Genomic DNA, 20209 nt, shown 5'->3' with positions numbered 1-20209 from the left:
AAAGTTCCGTATTCGTAAGTGATCTGCCAGTCGCACTGACAGACCCGTCAGTGGCGCCCTACGAAAAACGGTTCCAGATGTTTCCAGCTATTGGCGCGATCCTCCTATTGCTGCAGTTGCGGGGTTTCCTGCCCCATGCAGCGCACGGCTTGCTTCTTGTTGTTCACCAGTACGCCACTCAGGCCCTTTTGCTCGGTGTCGAACATCACCAGCACACCGTCCACACATTGCGCCACTTGGGCCGCCGGGGTCAGGGAGATCTTGTAGTCCTCGCCGGGTACGGTCTTGAGCATGGTGAAGTCACTGAGCAGCAGCGCATCCTGCGGCTTGGCAAAGTGCAGGTAGCCGTAGTACCACAGGCAACCGACGGTACCGATGATGGTGCCGATGCCAGTGAGGATCAGCGGGATCATGTTGCGTTCTTCGCTCATTGCGGGCTCTCTGATCAATCAACTTTAGAAGTGGGGGTAGTTCGCGATTTCGCCCAGGCGACGCAGGCCATTGAAGTGTTGCGGGTCATCCAGATAGCGCAGCATCACGGTTTGCCAGGTTTTGTCGGCAAAGGTCTGCACATGCCCACCGCGCGTCAGTTGCAACACCCTGGGCGGCGGCGCGGCCTGGTACAGGCGGATGCCATTGGCCAGCGGCACGATCGGATCATCCAGGCTGTGGAACAACAGTTTCGGCACGCCGGTCAGTTGGGGCATGGCGTTGATTGCGCTGTCGGCATCCGGCACCAGCCAGGACAAAGGCACTTGGAACGGCCATGTTAACCAGGAGGTGCTCAGGGCGAATTGTCCTACGTCACGATAACTGGCGGGCACGCCGTCCAGCACCAGCGCCTTGAGCCTGGCCTGGCGCTCGGGGTGCGCCGCCAGGTAATGCACCGCCAGCGCGCCGCCCAGGCTCTGGCCGAGGACGATCAACGGTTGGCCCTGGGTTTCGGGAGCCTCGTCGATCCAACTGAAGGCGGCGTCTACATCCTGGTAGATCGCGGGAAGCGAGGGTTTGCCCTCCGACAAGCCGTACCCGCGATAGTCCAGCAGCAACACTTGATAGCCCTGCTCGGGCAGCCACCAACTCCCCCCAGGTGCCAGGCCAGGTTACCGCCGTTGCCGTGCAGGTGCAGCACCGTGCCCTTGAGCGGCACGCCCGGCTTGGCCGGCAGCCACCACGCGTGCAACTTCACGCCATCGGCGGTGGTAAGGGTGACGTCGCGGTAGGCAAGCCCGGCCTTTTGCGGTGTGAACGGCAGGCCCGGTTCGGGGTAGAACAGCAGTGAGCTGCAGCCGTTCAGTGTGAGTAGCAGGCACAGAATGCCGAGGATTCTCATCCGTTGAAGCCTCGTGATTGAGTTGGAATATGCCGACTTGTGCAGATCCACTGTGGGAGGGGGCTTGTTCCCTCCCACAGTGAGCCGGTTTCGTCTGTCATATCTGTTACAGGATGTTGGAGTAATCCGCCTCAATCCGGTCCAGGCTCAGGTGGTTGAGGAAGTTGGAGAAGCACATCCACGCCGCCAGCGCATTCATGTCGCGGAACTGTTCGGGCAGGTACTTGGGCGGCACCACCAGGCCTTCGTCGACCAGTTGGCGCAGGGTGCGCATGTCTTCCAGGGTGGTCTTGCCGCAGAACAGCAACGGCACTTGCTCCAGCTTGCCCTTACGCACGGCCAGCTGGATGTAGTTGTAGACCATGATAAAGCCCTTGAGGTAGGACAAATCCTTGGTAAACGGCAGGCCATTGGGCACCGAACCACGGAACACCCGACTCGCGTTGCCATAGCTCTCGGCCATTTCAAAGCCTTGCTCGCGGAAGAACTCGAACACCTGCAGGAAGTCGGCGCCCTCCTCCACCATATGGATGGCGCGGGTGCGGTTGGTCAGTTTGCGCAGGCGGCTGGGGTAGGACGCGAACGTGATGATCTCCATCAGGATCGCCAGGCCCTCCTGGGTCACGGTGGACGACGGCGGGCCCTTGGACAGGAACGTGCAGATCGGCTGGTTCTGGCCGTTCAAGGTAGTGCCGACGTGGACCAGGCCTTCATGCACTTCCAGGGCACGCACGTCACGGCTGTTGAACATCGCGTCGGCGCGGATCTTGATGTAGTCGGCCCCCGCCGCCGCGTCGGCGACGATACCGTCGGACTCAAACACGCGGATGGTTTCCTCGGCCTCGCCAAACACCTTGTTCAGGCGGGTTTGCAACAGCGCGACGGCGTCTTTGGCGGTGAGGGTCTTGGCTTCGTCCTTGAGATCACCACGCCCGTCGATATTGTTCAGGTAGTCGGAGAGCATCAGGCCAAGGTCGGCCAGGGTCGGGTCACCGGCGTGGAAGGCGTCGGAGGCGGCGCCGTAGAGTTCCTGGGAGATCAGGCCGAAGTCCTCGGTGCCGCGTGCTTCGAGCATGCGCACCACCATGCGATATTCACGGCACATGCGGCGCATGATCTGCCCCACCGGGCTGAACTGGCCGAGCCGGCGGGTGATGTCACGCTCGATGTTCTGGAACTCCAGCTTCACCGCGCTGGAGTCGAACGACAGCGGCCGGTTCAGGTAATAGTCGCGGTCCACCGCAGGCATCGCCTTGCCCTTGGCCTTGAGAAAGCCCTGGCGAATGTTGTCGTCCCACTTCACGGCGTCGAGCACGCGAATCGGTGTTTGCGCCAGCACAATGCGATCGGACAAGCTGCGTATCGTCTGCTGGTAATCGTCCACCGGGTGCTTCCTTCTTTAAACGTTATTTGCCCGCACGCTGGTAGCGCACGGCTTCAACGAACACATCGGCGTTGGCCGGGTTATCCAGGTAGGCAAACACCTGCTCCATCGGGCTGTCCACCAATACGCCGTCGCCTTCGACGGTTTCTACGGTGTGGCCGCGCAATGCCTGCTGGCCGATGGCTTGGTGGATTTGCTCCAGATCGAGGTTGTAGACCACCAATTCGTGCTTTTCGTTGATTTCGAAGCCCGCCAGAATAAAATGCCCGCCCAGCTTGGCCGGCAAAGGTGCCGACAGATACCAGCGGCTGCCATGGCGCGACACGCTGAACAGGTACTCATCCCGCTGGCCCGGCTTGGCGACAGGGTAGCTCACGGCTTTATATCGCTGCTCGCCCGCGCGGGTGATGTGCAGGTTGAGCGGCTCGCCCCAGGCGTTTTTGCTGGCCCACTTGCCCAGTAGTTCAGCCGGCGCCGTATCCTGCGTTGCCAGCGGCGACTTGAAGGTCACCAGGCAACCGCTGAGCAACAGTAACGACAAGGCGACTACCGCGATACGCCAGGTTTTCATGTAATACCCCGTCAGATGTGAGGCGCCGACACACCAGCTCCCACATAAAGCAGATCGTGCATGGGGCCAGGCTAGACCGAGGCCAACACCAAATGCATGTAGCGCTTGAGAATCTCAAGCATCTCTTCACCGGTCAGAGGCTCTGCGCCGCCCAGCAGGCCCTGATATTCCATCCGACTGATAATCGCCGTCAACACCTTGGCGTCCTGTTGCGGCTCGCGGGAGCCCAATACCTGAAAAAACTGCCCGGTGCCCTGCAACAGGATCTGCTGGTGAGAGCGCACCAGTTCAGCCAGGCGGGGGTTCAGCAGCGCTTCCTGGCGGAAGGCCAGCTCGGCCATCAGGTAGTCGCGACGGTTGGTCAGTTGGCGCAGCACGTAGTCGGCGGTCAACCGCGCAATGTCATCGGCCAACTGCGAGCGCGACGCGGCGCTGCCATCGCCATAGGCGACCATCTCGCGCAGCAAGCCTTCGTTGCGTACCCACAGCTTGCCCATGTACGCGGCGCTGCGCTCCACGTACTGGGCGAAGGTATCGGTGAGCAGGTCGTCGATGTCCTTGAAGTAATAGGTGGTGGCCGACAACGGCACCCCCGCCTCCGCCGCCACCGCCCGATGGCGCACGGCACGCACGCCATCGCGCACCACGATGCGCATGGCCGCGTCGAGAATGTCTTGTCGGCGCTGTTCGCTGCCTCGACGGCTGGCCTTGCGGCCCTGGTACTGGACGCTTTCAGCCACGGCAGCAGCGATGCCGGCGGCGCCTTCTTGTGCGGTTACGCGGTTCACCAAACACATCCTTGAGAGTAAAAAACCTGGCGTCGTTTGCTTGACGCTTATAAACGCCACATAAAAAAGCCGCCTTATAAAAGGCGGCTTCGGATTTCGCTACGGTTACGCTTGTGGCCGCATATGCGGGAACAAGATCACATCGCGGATCGATGGCGAGTTGGTCAACAACATCACCAGACGGTCGATGCCGATGCCTTCGCCGGCCGTTGGCGGCATGCCGTATTCCAGGGCACGTACGAAGTCAGCGTCGTAGTGCATCGCCTCGTCGTCGCCGGCGTCCTTGTCGGCCACCTGCGCCATGAAGCGCTCGGCCTGATCTTCGGCGTCGTTAAGCTCGGAGTAGGCGTTGGCGATTTCGCGGCCACCGATGAACAGCTCGAAACGGTCGGTGACGTTCGGGTTGTCGTCGTTGCGACGCGCCAGCGGCGACACTTCGAACGGGTACTGGGTAATGAAGTGCGGCTGTTCCAGCTTGTGCTCCACCAACTCTTCGAAAATCATCACTTGCAGCTTGCCCAGACCTTCGAAGCCCAGCACCTTGGCGCCGGCTTTCTTGGCAATGGCACGAGCCTTGTCGATGTCGTTGAGGTCGTCAGCGGTCAGTTCAGGGTTGTACTTGAGGATCGAATCGAACACTGAAAGGCGCACGAACGGTTCGCCGAAGTGGAACACCTTGTCGCCGTACGGCACGTCGGTGCTGCCCAGGACCAACTGCGCCAGCTCGCGGAACAGTTCTTCGGTGAGGTCCATGTTGTCTTCGTAGTCGGCGTAGGCCTGGTAGAACTCCAACATGGTGAATTCAGGGTTGTGACGGGTCGAGACGCCTTCGTTACGGAAGTTGCGGTTGATCTCGAAAACCTTTTCGAAGCCGCCCACCACCAGACGCTTGAGGTACAACTCAGGCGCGATGCGCAGGAACATTTCCATGTCCAGGGCGTTGTGGTGGGTTTCGAACGGTTTGGCCGCGGCACCACCGGGGATGGTTTGCAGCATCGGGGTTTCCACTTCCAGGAAGTCGCGCTGCATCAGGAAGCTGCGGATGTGGGCGATGACTTGCGAACGCACGCGGAAGGTCTGGCGCACGTCTTCGTTGACGATCAGGTCAACGTAGCGCTGGCGGTAGCGCTGCTCGGTGTCGGTCAGGCCGTGGTGCTTGTCCGGCAGGGGGCGCAGGGACTTGGTCAGCAGGCGCACGCTGGTCATTTCGACATACAGGTCGCCCTTGCCCGAACGGGCCAGGGTGCCTTCGGCTGCGATGATGTCGCCCATGTCCCAGGTTTTCACCGAGGCCAGGGTTTCTTCAGGCAAGGTTTTGCGGTTGACGTAGACCTGGATACGCCCGGTCATGTCCTGGATCACCATGAACGAGCCACGGTTGAGCATGATGCGACCCGCCACCTTGACCGGGATCGCAGCCTCTGCCAGCTCTTCCTTGGTCTTGTCCGCATACTGCTTCTGCAAGGCATCGCAGTAGTTGTCGCGGCGGAAGTCGTTGGGGAAGGCGTTACCCTTGGCGCGCTCGGCAGCAAGCTTTTCCTTGCGCAGGGCGATCAGGGAGTTTTCTTCCTGTTGCAGGGCTTGCGGGTCGAGTTGTTGGTCGCTCATGTCTTTTGAAATTCCATTACAGGTTCGTTGCCCCCACTGGTGGCGGGGGACTTGGGTCTTGGCTGACGGTTTACAGCCCTGATTTCAAGCTGGCTTCCAGGTATTCGTCGATATCGCCGTCGAGCACCTTGTCGCAGTCGCTGCGTTCGATGTTGGTACGCAGATCCTTGATCCGCGACGCGTCGAGCACATAAGAACGGATCTGGTGACCCCAGCCGATGTCCGACTTGGTGTCTTCCAGCGCCTGGGAAGCGGCGTTGCGCTTCTGCATTTCCTGCTCGTACAACTTGGCCCGCAGCATTTTCATGGCGGTGTCCTTGTTCGCGTGCTGGGAGCGCTCGTTCTGGCAACTGACCACGGTGTTGGTCGGTACGTGGGTAATACGTACGGCCGAGTCGGTGGTGTTTACGTGCTGGCCACCGGCACCGGAGGAGCGGTAGGTGTCGATACGCAGGTCGGCCGGGTTGATCTCGATTTCGACTTTGTCGTCGATCTCTGGCGAAACGAACACGGCCGAGAACGAGGTGTGGCGGCGGTTGCCGGAGTCGAACGGGCTCTTGCGCACCAGACGGTGTACGCCGATCTCGGTACGCAACCAGCCAAAGGCGTATTCACCCTTGATGTGCACGGTAGCGCCTTTGATACCCGCGACTTCGCCGGCCGACAGTTCCATGATGGTCGCGTCGAAACCGCGCTTGTCGGCCCAGCGCAGGTACATGCGCAGCAGGATGTTGGCCCAGTCCTGGGCTTCGGTGCCGCCGGAACCGGCCTGGATGTCCAGGTAGGCGTTGTTCGGGTCCATTTCGTGGCTGAACATGCGGCGGAATTCGAGCTTGGCGAGGTTTTCCTCGAGACGGGCCAGCTCGGCGACGACATCGCCCACTGCGCCTTCGTCGTCTTCTTCGACGGCCATGTCCAGCAGGTCACGGCAATCGGCCAGACCGGTGTTCAGCTCGTCGAGGGTATCGACGATCTGCGCCAGCGCAGCGCGCTCGCGGCCCAGTTCCTGGGCGTATTCAGGTTTGTTCCAGACACTCGGATCTTCAAGCTCGCGATTGACTTCGGTCAGACGCTCATGCTTTTGATCGTAGTCAAAGATACCCCCGAATAGTTTCGGAGCGCTCGGACAGGTCCTTGATGGTGTTAAGGATCGGGTTGATTTCCATGGCGGGCAGCACTCGTTGGCGAACTTTTGAAAGCCGGCGAGTATAACGGCAAACGGGCGGGAGCGGCAGCCCGCTTGGCGAAAAGGCCAGTGTTTACACACGATTCACCGAATAACCGCGATCACATGTGGGGGCTTGCTCCCGATGAGGGCCTGTCAGTTGATGAAGCTGTGCCCGCCTCGAATTACTCGATGCCGACCAGATTGCGCCCGTTGTGCTTGGCGGTATACAAGCCCTTGTCCGCCGCCATGATCAATTTTCGGCAATCGGTGCCCTGCACCGGTGTCATCGTCGACAGCCCGATACTGACGGTCAGGCTCGAGCCTTCAACCGGGGCTATGTGCGGGATCTTCAGCGCGGCCACGGCCATGCGCAGCTTCTCGGCCACCAGACGCGCCCCACCCGGCGAGGTGTTCGGCAACACCAGGGCAAACTCTTCGCCGCCATAGCGCGCCGGCAGGTCCGAGGGGCGACTGCTTGCTCCACGGATGGTGTCAGCGACTTTGCGCAGCGCTTCATCGCCCTCGACGTGGCCGAAGCTGTCGTTGTAGGTCTTGAAGAAGTCCACGTCGATCATCAGCAGCGATAGCTGGGTCTGGTCACGCATGGCGCGGCGCCACTCCAGTTCCAGGTATTCGTCGAAGTGGCGACGGTTCGACAGCCCCGTCAGGCCATCGGAGTTCATCAGCCGTTGCAGCACAAGGTTGGTGTCCAGCAGCTGTTGCTGGCTGACCCGCAGCGCACGATAAGCCGCATCGCGCTGCAACAGGGTCATATAGGAGCGCGAGTGATAGCGGATACGTGCCACCAGTTCGATGTTGTCCGGCAGTTTGACCAGGTAATCGTTGGCCCCGGCCGAAAACGCCGCGCTCTTGATCAACGGGTCTTCCTTGGTGGAAAGCACGATGATCGGGATGTTCTGCGTGGCCGGGTGGTTGCGGTATTCACGCACCAGGGTCAGGCCGTCGAGGCCTGGCATGACCAGGTCCTGCAGGATAACCGTCGGTTTGATGCGAATGGCCTGGGCAATCGCCTGGTGCGGGTCGGCGCAGAAGTGGAAATCAATATTCTCTTCATGGGCCAGGCCGCGTCGCACGGCTTCGCCGATCATGGCCTGGTCGTCGACCAGCAATACCATGGCGGCGTTTTCGTCAGTCTTGATGCCATCGATCTGTAAATCATTCATGTGCAGTCACCTGAATTACTGCCTGCAAGCCAGCGCTGCCAAAGACCCTGCTCATTGTGCAAAGACCTCCAGCAACCGGGGCGCAATTCTATCCAGTGGGCGAATTTCAACAGCGGCATCAATTGCCGCCGCCGCTTTGGGCATGCCATACACCGCGCAGCTTTGCTGATCCTGGGCGATGGTCAAATATCCTTGTTCCCGCATCAACTTGAGGCCTTGAGCACCGTCGCGGCCCATGCCGGTCAGCAGTACGCCGACCGCATCGCCACTCCAGTAGCTGGCCACGCTTTCGAAAAAAACGTCGATCGACGGCCGGTAAATCTCATTCACCGGCTCGGCGGTGTAGGCCAGCGTTCCGTTTTTGAGTAACCGAATATGGTGGTTGGTACCCGCCAGCAGCACTACCCCGCCTTGCGGCGGTTCGCCTTCACGGGCCAGGCGCACCGGCAACCCGGAGGCACTGCTCAGCCACTCAGCCATGCCGGCGGCGAACACCTGATCCACGTGTTGCACCAGCACAATGGCGGCGCAAAAGTCGCGGGGCAAGCCCTTGAGCAGGATCTCCAGGGCTGCGGGGCCACCGGCCGAGGAGCCGATAGCCACCAGGCTCTGGCGTTTGCCGGTATGGCGCGCCGGCGTGGTTTCGGCCCGTACGCGACTGCCACGCTGGCCGATCAACCAGCCGATATTGAGGATTTTGCGCAGTAACGGCGCCGCCGCATCCTTGGGGTTGCCCACGCCCAGCGCCGGGGTGTCCACCACGTCCAGGGCGCCATGCCCCATGGCTTCGAAGACCCGGCCCATATTGGCCTGGCGGTCGACGGTCACCAGCAGGATCGCGCACGGCGTCTCGGCCATGATCTGTCGCGTGGCCTCCACCCCGTCCATCACCGGCATGATCAGGTCCATCAGGATCAGGTCCGGCGTCAGCTCGGCGCAGCACCGCACCGCTTCCAGGCCATTGGCGGCCACCCACACCAGTTGGTGCGCGGGTTCGAAGCTCAAGGCACGGCGCAACGCCTCTACCGCCAGGGGCATGTCATTGACGATCGCGATCTTCATGCCCGCGCGCCTCCGATCAACTCGACCACGGCATCGAGCAGCGCGTCATCGTGGAAACTGGCCTTGGCCAGGTAGTAATCGGCGCCGGCGTCCAGGCCACGGCGACGATCTTCTTCTCGGTCTTTGTACGACACCACCATCACCGGCAATGATTGCAGGCGAGTATCACGGCGCAAGAGTGTGACCAATTCAATACCGTCCATGCGAGGCATATCAATGTCAGTGATCAAAAGGTCGAAGTCTTCGGAGCGCAAGGCGTTCCAACCGTCCATACCGTCGACCGCCACAGCCACTTCGTAACCACGATTAAGCAGCAATTTACGTTGCAACTCCCGCACGGTGAGCGAGTCGTCCACCACCAGCACGCGTTTGCGCGGCGCCTCGGTGGCCTGCTGGCTGCGCCGGGCGATACGTTCCAGGCGACCGGTGTTGAGCAATTTGTCCACCGAACGCAGCATGTCTTCCACATCGACGATCAGCACCACCGAGCCGTCGTCCAACAAGGCACCGGCGGAAATATCCTGGACCTTGCCCAAACGCGCATCCAACGGCAACACCACCAGGGTGCGTTCGCCGACAAAACGCTCCACGGCGATACCGTACACCGCATCGCGCTCGCGTATCACCACCACCTTCAAGGTTTGATCATTGTTCTGCCCCGGCGGGCGCTGTAACAATTGGCTGGCGGCGACCAGGCCGACATGCCGGCCTTCGTGCCAGAAATGCTGGCGGCCTTCCAGTTGCACGATGTCTTCGGGGGCCAGGTCGCACATGCGCTCGATGTGCGCCAATGGAAACGCGTAGGCTTCTTCGCCGACTTCCACCACCAGGCTGCGCACCACCGACAAGGTCAGCGGCACCTCCAGATGGAACCGGCTGCCCTGCCCCGCCGTCTGCTCCAGCACCACCGCGCCGCGTAACTGGCGCACCATATGCTGCACCGCGTCCAGCCCGACGCCGCGCCCGGACACTTCGGTGACCTTGTCGCGCAGGCTGAAGCCCGGCAGGAACAGGAACGTCAGCAGTTCCTCTTCGCTCAGGTTCAGCGCCGTTTCCAGGGTCGAAAGGTGGCGATCCACAATGCTGCCGCGCAGGCGCTCCAGGTCGACACCATTGCCATCGTCGCTCAGTTCCAGCACCAGCAACCCGGCCTGGTGGGACGCGCGCAGGCGGATCAGCCCTTCGGCCGGTTTACCCGCCAGCAGGCGCTGTTCAGGGGTTTCGATGCCGTGGTCGACGGCATTGCGGAGCAAATGGGTGAGTGGCGCTTCGAGCTTTTCCAGCACGTCGCGGTCGACCTGGGTTTTTTCGCCTTCGATCTCCAGGCGCACCTGCTTGCCCAGGCTGCGGCCCAGGTCCCGCACCATGCGCGTTTGCCCGGCCAGCACATCGGCAAACGGGCGCATGCGGCACGCCAGTGCGGTGTCGTAGAGCACCTGGGCACGTTGCCCGGCCTGCCAGCCGAACTCATCCAGTTCGGCGACTTTTTCCGCCAGCAAGGCCTGGGCTTCGTTCAGCAAGCGGCGGGTATCGGCCAGGGCTTCCTGGGCTTCAAGGTTCAGGGCCAGCGGCTTGAGCTGGCCGTCCAGGACGTCGAGGGCGCGCACGCTCTGGCTTTGAATGCGCTTGAGGCGCTGCATGCCGGCCAGGTAGGGCTTGAGGCGCTGGGTTTCCACCAACGACTTGCTGGACAAGTCCAACAGGCTGTTCAAGCGCTCGGCGGTCACACGCAATACGCGCTCGCCGCCTTCGGTCATGTGTTTGTTCTGGCGTGGCGTGTCGCCGACGACCGGCGGCGCAGGCTCCGGGTCCGGCGCCAGCGCTTCAACGACGGGGGCGGGTACGGCGGGCGGCGGCGCGACTTTGGCGGTCGGCTGCGAGGGGTCGAGCAGGCGCTCCATCAGCACCACATAAGCGTCGATATCCGCCGGGCCCAGGCTGTTGCCCGGCGTGGCTATGCGCATCAGCAGGTCGGTGCCTTGCAGCAAGGCGTCGATATGTTCGGGTTGCAGGTACAGGCGGCCTTCCTGGGCACTGACCAGGCAGTCCTCCATCACATGCGACACGCTCACCCCGGCGTCTATGCCGACAATGCGCGCCGCGCCCTTGAGCGAGTGCGCCGCACGCATGCAGGCCTCGAGCTGGTCGGCCTGGGTCGGGTTACGTTCCAGGGCCAGCAGCCCCGCGCTCAGCACCTGGGTCTGCGCATCGGCTTCCAGGCTGAACAGTTCCAGCAGCGAGGCATCGCGCATCTGGTCGGGGGTCATGTGAGGCTCCGAGTCACGGCGGACAACAATTGCGCCTCGTCCAGCCAACGCAGGCTGCGGCCCTTCCACTGCAATACCCCCTGGGTAAAGCGTGCGCTGGCCTGGGCGCCCGAGGCCGACGCGGCGTCCAGGGTGCGCTCGTCGATAGCGTGGATGCCGTCCACTTCATCCACCGGCACCACCACCGGCCCATCCTGCGCGGCGATGATCAACATGCGCGACATGACTCGCCCACCGCCGGTGCCGTTGCCGGTGGTGTCCAGGCCCAGCAGTTCCACCAGCGACAGGCACGCCACCAGCGCGCCACGCACATTGGCCACGCCGAGCAGCGCGCGCGAACGCTGGTGCGGCAGCGAGTGGATCGGTTGCAACGGTGCCACTTCCACCAGGCAGCGGGTGGCAATCCCCAGCCATTCTTCGCCGAGGCGAAACATCAGCAAGGAGCGGGTCACGATCTCTTCGTCGACCTTGGCGGCCGTCGGGCGGCGGTCATCCTGCTGCAAGGCATAACGGTCCAGCAAGCGCGTAGCGGCCGCCGAGTAAACCGAGCAATTGCGACAATGGATGTGATCCACCAGCAGCGGGCACGACTTGTCGCCGTGAATACCGATGCGGTTCCAGCAATCGTCGATGGCTTGGGTATCGGCCAGCGTCAGGTCGAGGCCGGCGGTGTCGAGCGCGTCAGGGCTACTCATCGTTTGGACTCACTGTCAGCTCGCTCGCTACGGGCGGCCCGCGCCTGCAAACGGCGCGCCCCCGCGCTGTCGCCCTGGGACTCAAGCAACGCGGCCAGGTGCATCAAGGCCTGCGGATGCTGGGGTTCCAGGTACAAGGCTTTTCGATAATACCCCTGGGCTTGCAGGGCGCTGCCGTCCACATCGCTGAGCAGCCCCAGCCAGTAAAACACCTGGGCGGCCGGCGGGTGGCTGCTCAAATACTGATCGCACGCGGCCCGCGCCTCGGCACTTTTGCCCTCATTGGCCAGGGTGGCGATACGGCTGAGCAAGGTGCTTGCATCGGCGAGCGCCGGCTTGATCGGCACGACGTGCGCGCTGGCGGTGCTGAACGGTCGCGGCTTGACGGGGATGGGTGCCGCACTGCGCGGCGGCAGGGGCATGGGCACAAAGGTTGGCGCAGGCGCCACCGGCTCCGCATGCCGGCTGAACGCGAATGACTGCGGCACGCCAATCGAGCGCATGCCATGGCGCCCCAGCAGGCTGCCCTCGGCCGGGCCGATAAACAGCACCCCGTCCACGTGGGTCAGGCCCTTGAGCACATCGAACACTTGCTGCTGGGTCGGCTGGTCGAAATAGATCAGCAGGTTGCGGCAAAACACGAAGTCATAGCTCGCCTCATGGGCCAGCAGCGCCGGGTCGAGCAGGTTGCCGACTTGCAAGCGCACCTGTTCGCGCACGCGGTCGGCGATGTGGTAACCGTCGCCGCACTCCACAAAATGGCGCTCGCGAAACGCCAAGTCGCCACCGCGAAAGGAGTTCTTGCCGTACACACCCCGTCGCGCGCGCTCCACCGACAGCGGGCTGACGTCCATTCCCTGCACCTTGAACTGGTGCGGCGCCAGGCCCGCATCGAGCAAGGCCATGGCGATCGAATAGGGTTCTTCGCCGGTCGAACACGGCAGGCTGAGGATGCGCAGCGCGCGCATCTGCTTGATCTCAAGCAGGCGCGCCTTGGCCAGTCGGGCCAGGGTTGCAAAGGACTCGGGGTAACGGAAAAACCAGGTTTCGGGGACGATCACCGCTTCGATCAGCGCTTGCTGTTCATCTTCGCTGCTTTGCAGGTGCTGCCAGTACTCGCCTGCGGTTTGCGCCTGCACCGCCTGGCTGCGTTGGCGCACCGCGCGCTCAATGATCGCTTCGCCGACCGATGCGACGTCCAGGCCGATACGTTCTTTCAAGAAGACAAAGAAGCGTGGGTCGTGGCTCATAGGCTCAGCTCGGCAGAAAACAACAAGGCGCGCACTTCATCGGTGAGCAGGTCATTCACGCTGATCCACTGCATCAGGCCCTGCGCGTCTTCGCGCACGGGCCCCAGGTACGGCGCCTGGCGGTTGTCCAGGCCGTAGGGCTGGAACTGCGCCGGGTCGCAACGCAGGGTGTCGGTGGCCTGCTCCAGGATCAGCCCCAGCCAGCGCGCTTCTATCCACGGGTGCGGCTGGTAATTGACCAGCACCAGCCGCGTGCTGGTGCGGGCCTGGGCCGGGGTGCCGAAGGTCAATGCGCTGAGGTCGATCACCGGCACCAGCGCGCCGCGATGGGCAAAGATGCCCGAGACCCACAGCGGTGCATGGGCGATCGGCTTAGGCGGCAGGCGTGGCAGCACTTCGGCCACTTCGGTGGCCTTGAGGGCATACCGTTCACTGCCGATGTGAAACACCAGGAACAACGCCTTTTTCGCTGCCGGGACGGCGCCGCGTTTAGCCGCGAGGTCGCTCATCAGACTTTGAAACGCGAAACGCCGCCGCGCAGGCCCACCGCAACCTGGCTCAGCTCATCAATCGCAAAACTGGCCTGGCGCAGGGACTCCACCGTCTGGCTGCTGGCATCGCCCAGTTGCACCAACGCGTGGTTGATCTGCTCGGCACCGGTGGCCTGGGCCTGCATGCCTTCGTTGACCATCACCACGCGCGGCGCCAGCGCCTGCACCTGGTGGATGATCTGCGAGAGTTGCTCGCCCACCTGCTGCACTTCGAACATGCCACGGCGCACCTCCTCGGAAAACTTGTCCATGCCCATCACCCCGGCGGAGACCGCCGACTGGATCTCGCGCACCATCTGCTCGATGTCGTAGGTGGCCACGGCGGTCTGGTCGGCCAGGCGGCGCACTTCAGTGGCGACCACGGCAAAACCGCGTCCATATTCACCGGCCTTCTCGGCCTCGATGGCCGCGTTGAGCGACAACAGGTTGGTCTGGTCGGCCACCTTGACGATGGTCACCACCACTTGGTTGATGTTGCCGGCCTTCTCGTTGAGGATCGCCAGCTTGGCGTTCACCAAGTCGGCGGCGCCCATCACCGAGTGCATGGTCTCTTCCATGCGGGCCAGGCCCTGCTGGCCGGAACCGGCGGCCACCGAAGCCTGGTCGGCGGCGGTGGACACTTCGGTCATGGTGCGGACCAAGTCTTTGGACGTGGCGGCGATTTCCCGCGAGGTGGCGCCGATTTCGGTGGTGGTGGCAGCGGTTTCAGTGGCCGTGGCCTGCTGCTGCTTGGAGGTGGCGGCAATCTCTGTCACCGAGGTGGTCACCTGTACCGACGAGCGCTGGGCCTGGGACACCAGGGCCGTCAGTTCGGTCATCATGTCGTTGAAGCCGGTTTCCACGGCGCCGAATTCGTCCTTGCGCTCAAGGTTCAGGCGCTTGCTCAGGTCACCGGTCCGCATGACCTCAAGGATTTCGACGATACGCTGCATCGGCGCCATGATTGCGCGCATCAGCAGCAGGCCGCACAGGCCGGCGGCGAAGAGGGCCACGAGCAGCGACAGGAACATGCTGATTTTCGCAGCGGACACCGCATCATCAATGGCGTTGGTCGCACGGTCGGCGACGTTCTTGTTTTCGGTAATGATGTCGTTGAGCTTCATCCGGCCTGCGGTCCAGGCCGGTGTCAGTTGCGTGTCGAACTCTTTGCGCGCGGCCGCGATGTCACCGCGCTGCAAGCTTTCTTTCACGGTGGCCAGGCTCTTGTTGTAGAGCTGGTGCAAGGTTTCGAATTTGTCGAACTCGGAACGGTCGTCACCGGCGGCGATGGTTTTCTCGTAGAGCGCCATCTGCTGCAGCATGCGCGTTTCGAAGCTTATGAACTCGGCCTTGTCGGCATCGCTGAGCTTTTTATCTTCGCGCAGGCCCAGAAGTTCCAGGGTATGCAGGTAACTGTCGACCCACGCGCTGCGGATCATCGAACTGAGGTACACCCCCGGCACCGCATCGTCGCGCACCGCGACTTCGCTGGATTCGATCTTCATCAACCGCGAATACGAGACCACAACCATGAGCAGCATGATGGCGATAATGACCGCAAAGCTTGCCAAGATGCGTTGGCGCAAGGTCCAGTTCTTCACAGTAATTCCTCGGAGGGCCATTCAAATGGAGGGCAGTATAGCCGAGCGCAAGCCCTCATAAATCAATGGGTTTGGATGCAGCGCTCGCAAATTGCAAAAACACCCCGGGGTATTGCACCAGACGGGGTGCCTGATATAAGCGCAAAGGCTCAGAGGGTGGCTTGGCGCACTTGCTTTTCCAGCTCCAGTTTCAAACCTGGTTCAAGCTTGAGTTGACGCGCCAATTCGTCCAGATAGGCCTTTTCCATGAAGTTTTCTTCGTCCACCAACATCACGCTGGCGATATACATCTCGGCGGCCATTTCCGGGGTGCCGGCCGCTCGCGCCACGTCGGCCGGGTCCAGCGGTTTGTTCAGTTCGGCGTGCAGCCAGCTTTGCAGTTCGCGGTCATTGTCCAGTTTGGTGAATTCACCCTCGATCAGTGCGCGCTCGCGCTCGTCCACATGCCCGTCGGCTTTTGCCGCGGCCACCAGCGCCTTGAGGATGCCCTGGCTGTGTTGCTCGACCTGGGCCGGTGGCAGGCGGTCAATGGTTTGCGGTTCGCCCCGAGGGGCGCCGGCCTGATTGGCCTGCCAGTTGCCGTAGGCCTTGTAGGCGATCACGCCCAGCGCCGCCAGCCCGCCATAAGTGAGGGCCTTGCCGCCGAATTTGCGCGCCTTTTTGTTGCCCAGCAACAGGCCCATGGCGCCGGCCGCCAAGGCACCGCCACCCGCGCCGCCGAGCAGGCTGCCCAGCCCACCGCTGCCGAGCAAACCGCCCAATGCGCCTTTATCGTCCTGCTTACGTTGGCCGCCAGCTTTGTTTTGCAACATGTCCTGGCCCGATTTGAGCAACTGATCGAGCAATCCACGGGTGTTCATAAAAGCCTCCAGACACTTGGGTTCATAGGACCAATAGGCCACCAGCGTAAAACTAAGTGCCAAAAAACCCCGATCTAGAGTGCTTCCAGATGTAACGCCGGTGCCGTTCGCTAAAATCGATATACACTCGATCAAATCTATAAAAACACCCCACCGGTAATTCCAGCATGATGACCCTGCGTCAAATCCGGCACTTCATTGCCGTGGCCGAGACCGGTTCGATCTCCGCCGCCGCGCAAACCGCGTTCATCTCCCAATCGACCCTGACCCTGGCGATCCAGCAATTGGAGCAGGAAATCGGCGTCAACCTGTTCAACCGCCACGCCAAGGGCATGACGCTGACCCACCAGGGCCACCAGTTCCTGCGCCAGGCGCACCTGATCCTCGCCACCGTCGACAACGCCAAGCGCAGCCTGCAACAGAGCACCGACCAGGTGGCTGGGCAGCTGATCATCGGCGTGACCAGCCTGGTCGCCGGCTATTACCTGGCGGACCTGCTCACCCGTTTCCAGCGTGCCTACCCCAATGTGGAACTGCGCGTGATGGAAGACGAGCGCCCGTATATCGAGCATTTGCTGGTCAGCGGCGAGATCGACGTGGGCGTGCTGATCCTCTCCAACCTGGAAGACCGCCATGCGTTGCAGACCGAAGTGCTGACCCATTCGCCCCATCGCCTGTGGCTGCCGGCGCAACATCCGCTGCTGGAGCACGACAGCATCAACCTCGCCGATGTGGCGCGCGAGCCGCTGATCCAACTGAACGTCGACGAAATGGGCCACAACGCCCAGCGCCTGTGGACCAGCGCAGGGTTGCAACCGCGCGTCACATTGCGCACGGCATCGACGGAAGCCGTGCGTAGCCTGGTTGCCGCAGGCCTGGGCGTGTCGATCCAGCCCGACATGACCTACCGGCCCTGGTCACTGGAGGGCGACATCATTGAAGCGCGGCCCATTGCCGACCTCAGCCAGACCCTCGACGTAGGCCTGGCCTGGCGCCGTGGCACGGCAAGGCCCGCGCTGGTCGACCCATTCCTTACCGTGGCCCGGGAGCAGCCACACCCACGCAAGCCATCTATTTAATCGAATGCTGCATTCAGTATTTAGTATTTGTTGAGCTCGTGCCTGGCCTCTAGTCTCTGTTGATCCCCTAAGAGAAGGTCAGGCGCCTTGTAAGAGAACGCCCATGACCGCACAAGAAAAGAGATCACGAAAAATGTCCGGCGCGCCCACTCCGCTGCTCACTGCGTTGCTGATCGACGGCGAACTGGTCCCTGGCCAAGGGTTTGTCGAGCCGATCCTCAACCCGGCCACCGGCGAAGTGCTCACCCAGATCGCCGAAGCCAGCCCCGAGCAAGTCGAAAGCGCCATTCTGGCCGCCCACCGTGCATTTGCCGGTTGGTCGCGCACCACGCCGCAGCAACGCTCCAACATCCTGCTCGGCATCGCCGATGCCATCGAAAAACAAGCCGACTACCTGGCCCGCCTGGAATCCCTGAACTGCGGCAAGCCGCTGCACCTGGCGCGCCAGGATGACTTGAGTGCCACCGTCGACGTGTTCCGCTTCTTCGCCGGTGCCGTACGTTGCCAAACCGGCCAGCTCAGCGGCGAATACCTGCCGGGCTACACCAGCATGGTGCGGCGCGACCCGATTGGCGTGGTGGCGTCCATCGCCCCATGGAATTACCCGTTGATGATGGCCGCCTGGAAAATCGCCCCGGCACTGGCCGCCGGCAACACCTTAGTGTTCAAGCCGTCGGAGCACACGCCGTTGTCGATCCTCGCCCTGGCGCCGGCCCTGAAGGATTTGTTACCACGCGGGGTGATCAACATCCTGTGTGGCGGCGGGGAAGGCGTCGGCAGCCACTTGGTCAGTCACCCGAAAGTACGCATGGTCTCGCTGACCGGCGATATCGTCACCGGGCAAAAGATCCTCCAGGCCGCCGCCAAGACCCTCAAGCGCACCCATTTGGAACTGGGCGGCAAGGCCCCGGTCATTGTGTGCAACGACGCCGACCTGCAAGCCGTGGTCGAGGGCGTGCGCGCTTACGGTTATTACAACGCTGGCCAGGATTGCACCGCCGCGTGCCGTATTTACGCCCAGGCCGGTATCCACGACACCTTGGTCGCCGAACTGGGCGCAGCGGTCAGCAGCCTGCGTTTTGCCGGCAAGCGCGATGCCGACAATGAACTGGGCCCGCTGATCAGCACGCGCCAGCGCGACCGCGTGGCCAGTTTTGTCGAACGCGCCCTCGGCCAGCCGCATATCGAACGCGTCACCGGTGCCGCCGTGCATTCCGGGGCGGGCTTTTATTACCAGCCGACCTTGCTCGCCGGCTGTAAACAGAATGATGAAATCGTGCAGCGCGAAGTGTTCGGCCCGGTGGTCACCGTGACGCGGTTTGACGAGCTGGAACACGCGGTGGACTGGGCCAACGAGTCCGAATACGGCCTGGCCTCGTCGGTGTGGACGCAAAACCTGGACAAGGCCATGCAAGTGGCGGCGCGCCTGCAATACGGCTGCACCTGGATCAACAGCCATTTCATGCTGGTCAGCGAGATGCCCCACGGCGGCTTGAAGCGTTCGGGGTATGGCAAGGATCTGTCCAGCGATTCGCTACAGGACTACAGCGTGGTGCGCCACATCATGGCTCGCCACGGCCAGCATCTTTAAAACAACAACTACGCTCATGCGTCACCGGTTCAAAACACTGCCCCGACCATAATTAAAGAAGAGGGAACCCCCATGTCCGCGCACAAGACAGCATTACTCAGCGCCTTGACCACCGCGCTGCTGGCCAGCGTCAGCGTTCAGGCCGCCGAACCGCTCAAGGCCGTTGGCGCAGGTGAAGGCCAGTTGGATATCGTCGCCTGGCCCGGCTATATCGAACGCGGCGAAAGCGACAAGGCCTACGACTGGGTCACCGGTTTCGAGAAGGAAACCGGCTGCAAGGTCAACGTGAAAACCGCCGCCACCTCGGACGAAATGGTAAGCCTGATGGCCAAGGGGGGTTACGACCTGGTCACCGCGTCGGGTGACGCATCGCTGCGCTTGATCGCCGGCAAACGGGTGCAACCGATCAACACCGCGTTGATCGCCAACTGGAAAAACATCGACCCGCGCCTCAAGGACGGGCCGTGGTACGTGGTAGGCCAGCAAACCTACGGCACCCCTTACCAATGGGGCCCGAACGTATTGATGTACAACACCAACGTGTTCAAGACCGCGCCCACCAGTTGGGATGTGCTGTTCAAGGCGCAGAACCTGCCGGACGGCAAACCGAACAAGGGTCGCGTGCAGGCCTATGACGGCCCGATCTACATCGCCGATGCGGCGCTGTACCTCAAGTCGACCAAGCCGGAGCTGGGTATCCAGAACCCGTACGAACTGACCGAAACCCAATACAAGGCCGTGCTCGACGTGTTGCGCGCCCAGCAACCGCTGATCCACCGCTACTGGCACGACACCACCGTGCAAATGAGTGACTTCAAAAACGAAGGCGTGGTGGCCTCCAGCGCCTGGCCGTATCAGGTCAACGGCCTGCAAAACGAGAAGCAGCCGATCGCCTCGACCATCCCGAAAGAAGGCGCCACCGGTTGGGCCGACACCACCATGTTGCACAGCGAGGCCAAACACCCCAACTGCGCCTACAAGTGGATGGACTGGTCGCTGCAACCCAAGGTCCAGGGCGATGTAGCCGCCTGGTTCGGCTCGCTGCCGGCGGTGCCCGCAGCGTGTAAAGAGAGCGAACTGCTCGGCGCCGAAGGCTGCAAGACCAACGGGTTCGACCAGTTCGACAAGATCGCCTTCTGGAAAACCCCGCAGGCCGAAGGCGGCAAGTTCGTGCCGTACAGCCGCTGGACCCAGGATTACATCGCGATCATGGGTGGGCGCTGAGGCCCTTCAGACAA

At 62.3% G+C, this 20209-nt stretch carries 17 protein-coding genes and 1 pseudogene; 3 read left to right on the top strand and 15 right to left on the bottom strand.

What is annotated here, in order from left to right; genetic code table 11:
* Positions 1 to 104: 104 nt before the first annotated feature.
* The 15 genes and pseudogenes from AB4O25_RS24790 to AB4O25_RS24720 all read right to left on the bottom strand — a co-directional run bounded on the left by AB4O25_RS24790 (position 105) and on the right by AB4O25_RS24720 (position 16301).
* Complete coding sequence (locus AB4O25_RS24790) at positions 105 to 431, bottom strand: hypothetical protein (protein WP_017529735.1); 327 nt, start codon at positions 429 to 431, stop codon at positions 105 to 107.
* Between the two features lie 24 nt (positions 432 to 455).
* Positions 456 to 1333 (bottom strand): annotated as a pseudogene (locus AB4O25_RS24785) (alpha/beta hydrolase).
* A 106-nt stretch (positions 1334 to 1439) separates the two neighbouring features.
* Complete coding sequence (locus AB4O25_RS24780; RefSeq protein ID WP_017529737.1) at positions 1440 to 2717, bottom strand: flavohemoglobin expression-modulating QEGLA motif protein; 1278 nt, start codon at positions 2715 to 2717, stop codon at positions 1440 to 1442.
* 22 nt (positions 2718 to 2739) lie between these two features.
* On the bottom strand, positions 2740 to 3288 hold the full coding sequence (locus AB4O25_RS24775; protein WP_017529738.1) for a hypothetical protein: 549 nt from the start codon (positions 3286 to 3288) through the stop codon (positions 2740 to 2742).
* A 71-nt stretch (positions 3289 to 3359) separates the two neighbouring features.
* A complete protein-coding gene (locus AB4O25_RS24770) occupies positions 3360 to 4076 on the bottom strand; it encodes a TetR/AcrR family transcriptional regulator (RefSeq protein ID WP_017529739.1) in 717 nt (238 codons plus the stop codon).
* 105 nt (positions 4077 to 4181) lie between these two features.
* Positions 4182 to 5684, bottom strand: coding sequence for a lysine--tRNA ligase (gene lysS / locus AB4O25_RS24765; protein WP_065877178.1), 1503 nt, complete (start codon positions 5682 to 5684; stop codon positions 4182 to 4184).
* A 70-nt stretch (positions 5685 to 5754) separates the two neighbouring features.
* Positions 5755 to 6850 (bottom strand): peptide chain release factor 2 gene (gene prfB, locus AB4O25_RS24760; protein ID WP_100226016.1). Its coding sequence is split into 2 segments (ribosomal slippage): positions 5755 to 6777 and positions 6779 to 6850, totalling 1095 coding nucleotides; the frame shifts between segments, so codons are not numbered across the junction.
* A gap of 184 nt (positions 6851 to 7034) precedes the next feature.
* Positions 7035 to 8036: a diguanylate cyclase gene (locus AB4O25_RS24755; RefSeq protein WP_017529741.1), complete on the bottom strand. Its 1002-nt coding sequence runs from the start codon at positions 8034 to 8036 to the stop codon at positions 7035 to 7037.
* A gap of 51 nt (positions 8037 to 8087) precedes the next feature.
* Positions 8088 to 9098 carry a chemotaxis response regulator protein-glutamate methylesterase gene (gene cheB / locus AB4O25_RS24750; RefSeq protein WP_017529742.1) on the bottom strand — a complete coding sequence of 337 codons (1011 nt, stop codon included), beginning with the start codon at positions 9096 to 9098 and terminating at the stop codon, positions 8088 to 8090.
* A complete protein-coding gene (locus AB4O25_RS24745) occupies positions 9095 to 11365 on the bottom strand; it encodes a hybrid sensor histidine kinase/response regulator (RefSeq protein ID WP_068934108.1) in 2271 nt (756 codons plus the stop codon). Before AB4O25_RS24745 ends, cheB begins: the two co-directional genes overlap by 4 nt.
* Complete coding sequence (locus AB4O25_RS24740; protein WP_460150101.1) at positions 11362 to 12060, bottom strand: chemotaxis protein CheW; 699 nt, start codon at positions 12058 to 12060, stop codon at positions 11362 to 11364. Before AB4O25_RS24740 ends, AB4O25_RS24745 begins: the two co-directional genes overlap by 4 nt.
* Complete coding sequence (locus tag AB4O25_RS24735) at positions 12057 to 13310, bottom strand: CheR family methyltransferase (RefSeq protein ID WP_065877181.1); 1254 nt, start codon at positions 13308 to 13310, stop codon at positions 12057 to 12059. The genes AB4O25_RS24740 and AB4O25_RS24735 overlap by 4 nt, the downstream gene beginning before the upstream one ends.
* Entirely contained in the window at positions 13307 to 13819 is a 513-nt protein-coding gene (locus AB4O25_RS24730; RefSeq protein ID WP_460150100.1) for a chemotaxis protein CheW, read from the bottom strand. Before AB4O25_RS24730 ends, AB4O25_RS24735 begins: the two co-directional genes overlap by 4 nt.
* Positions 13819 to 15441: a methyl-accepting chemotaxis protein gene (locus AB4O25_RS24725; protein ID WP_460150099.1), complete on the bottom strand. Its 1623-nt coding sequence runs from the start codon at positions 15439 to 15441 to the stop codon at positions 13819 to 13821. The genes AB4O25_RS24730 and AB4O25_RS24725 overlap by 1 nt, the downstream gene beginning before the upstream one ends.
* Positions 15442 to 15590: 149 nt before the next feature.
* Positions 15591 to 16301 carry a tellurite resistance TerB family protein gene (locus AB4O25_RS24720; protein WP_017529748.1) on the bottom strand — a complete coding sequence of 237 codons (711 nt, stop codon included), beginning with the start codon at positions 16299 to 16301 and terminating at the stop codon, positions 15591 to 15593.
* A gap of 167 nt (positions 16302 to 16468) precedes the next feature.
* On the opposite strand from AB4O25_RS24720, the gene AB4O25_RS24715 reads away from it, so the two are divergent.
* The 3 genes from AB4O25_RS24715 (at position 16469) to ydcS (ending at position 20195) form a co-directional block, all read left to right on the top strand.
* Positions 16469 to 17380 (top strand): LysR family transcriptional regulator, encoded by a 912-nt coding sequence (locus AB4O25_RS24715; protein WP_017529749.1) that lies wholly within the window; start codon positions 16469 to 16471, stop codon positions 17378 to 17380.
* Positions 17381 to 17483: 103 nt separating this feature from the next.
* Positions 17484 to 18971, top strand: a complete 1488-nt coding sequence (locus AB4O25_RS24710) for a gamma-aminobutyraldehyde dehydrogenase (protein ID WP_080598170.1) — start codon at positions 17484 to 17486, stop codon at positions 18969 to 18971.
* A 72-nt stretch (positions 18972 to 19043) separates the two neighbouring features.
* Positions 19044 to 20195, top strand: coding sequence for a putative ABC transporter substrate-binding protein YdcS (gene ydcS, locus AB4O25_RS24705; protein ID WP_065877183.1), 1152 nt, complete (start codon positions 19044 to 19046; stop codon positions 20193 to 20195).
* Positions 20196 to 20209 lie beyond the last annotated feature (14 nt).

The organism is Pseudomonas sp. S3_A03 (assembly GCF_054668275.1).
This window is presented reverse-complemented; position numbering and strand designations above follow the sequence as displayed.

Excerpts from the sequence above, each read along its gene's own strand:
- AB4O25_RS24790 (WP_017529735.1), bottom strand. The coding sequence starts at position 431 with ATGAGCGAAGAACGCAACATGATCCCGCTGATCCTCACTGGCATCGGC.
- AB4O25_RS24775 (WP_017529738.1), bottom strand. The coding sequence starts at position 3,288 with ATGAAAACCTGGCGTATCGCGGTAGTCGCCTTGTCGTTACTGTTGCTC.
- lysS (WP_065877178.1), bottom strand. The coding sequence starts at position 5,684 with ATGAGCGACCAACAACTCGACCCGCAAGCCCTGCAACAGGAAGAAAAC.
- AB4O25_RS24755 (WP_017529741.1), bottom strand. The coding sequence starts at position 8,036 with ATGAATGATTTACAGATCGATGGCATCAAGACTGACGAAAACGCCGCC.
- cheB (WP_017529742.1), bottom strand. The coding sequence starts at position 9,098 with ATGAAGATCGCGATCGTCAATGACATGCCCCTGGCGGTAGAGGCGTTG.
- AB4O25_RS24745 (WP_068934108.1), bottom strand. The coding sequence starts at position 11,365 with ATGACCCCCGACCAGATGCGCGATGCCTCGCTGCTGGAACTGTTCAGC.
- AB4O25_RS24740 (WP_460150101.1), bottom strand. The coding sequence starts at position 12,060 with ATGAGTAGCCCTGACGCGCTCGACACCGCCGGCCTCGACCTGACGCTG.
- AB4O25_RS24735 (WP_065877181.1), bottom strand. The coding sequence starts at position 13,310 with ATGAGCCACGACCCACGCTTCTTTGTCTTCTTGAAAGAACGTATCGGC.
- AB4O25_RS24730 (WP_460150100.1), bottom strand. The coding sequence starts at position 13,819 with ATGAGCGACCTCGCGGCTAAACGCGGCGCCGTCCCGGCAGCGAAAAAG.
- AB4O25_RS24720 (WP_017529748.1), bottom strand. The coding sequence starts at position 16,301 with ATGAACACCCGTGGATTGCTCGATCAGTTGCTCAAATCGGGCCAGGAC.
- AB4O25_RS24715 (WP_017529749.1), top strand. The coding sequence starts at position 16,469 with ATGATGACCCTGCGTCAAATCCGGCACTTCATTGCCGTGGCCGAGACC.
- AB4O25_RS24710 (WP_080598170.1), top strand. The coding sequence starts at position 17,484 with ATGACCGCACAAGAAAAGAGATCACGAAAAATGTCCGGCGCGCCCACT.
- ydcS (WP_065877183.1), top strand. The coding sequence starts at position 19,044 with ATGTCCGCGCACAAGACAGCATTACTCAGCGCCTTGACCACCGCGCTG.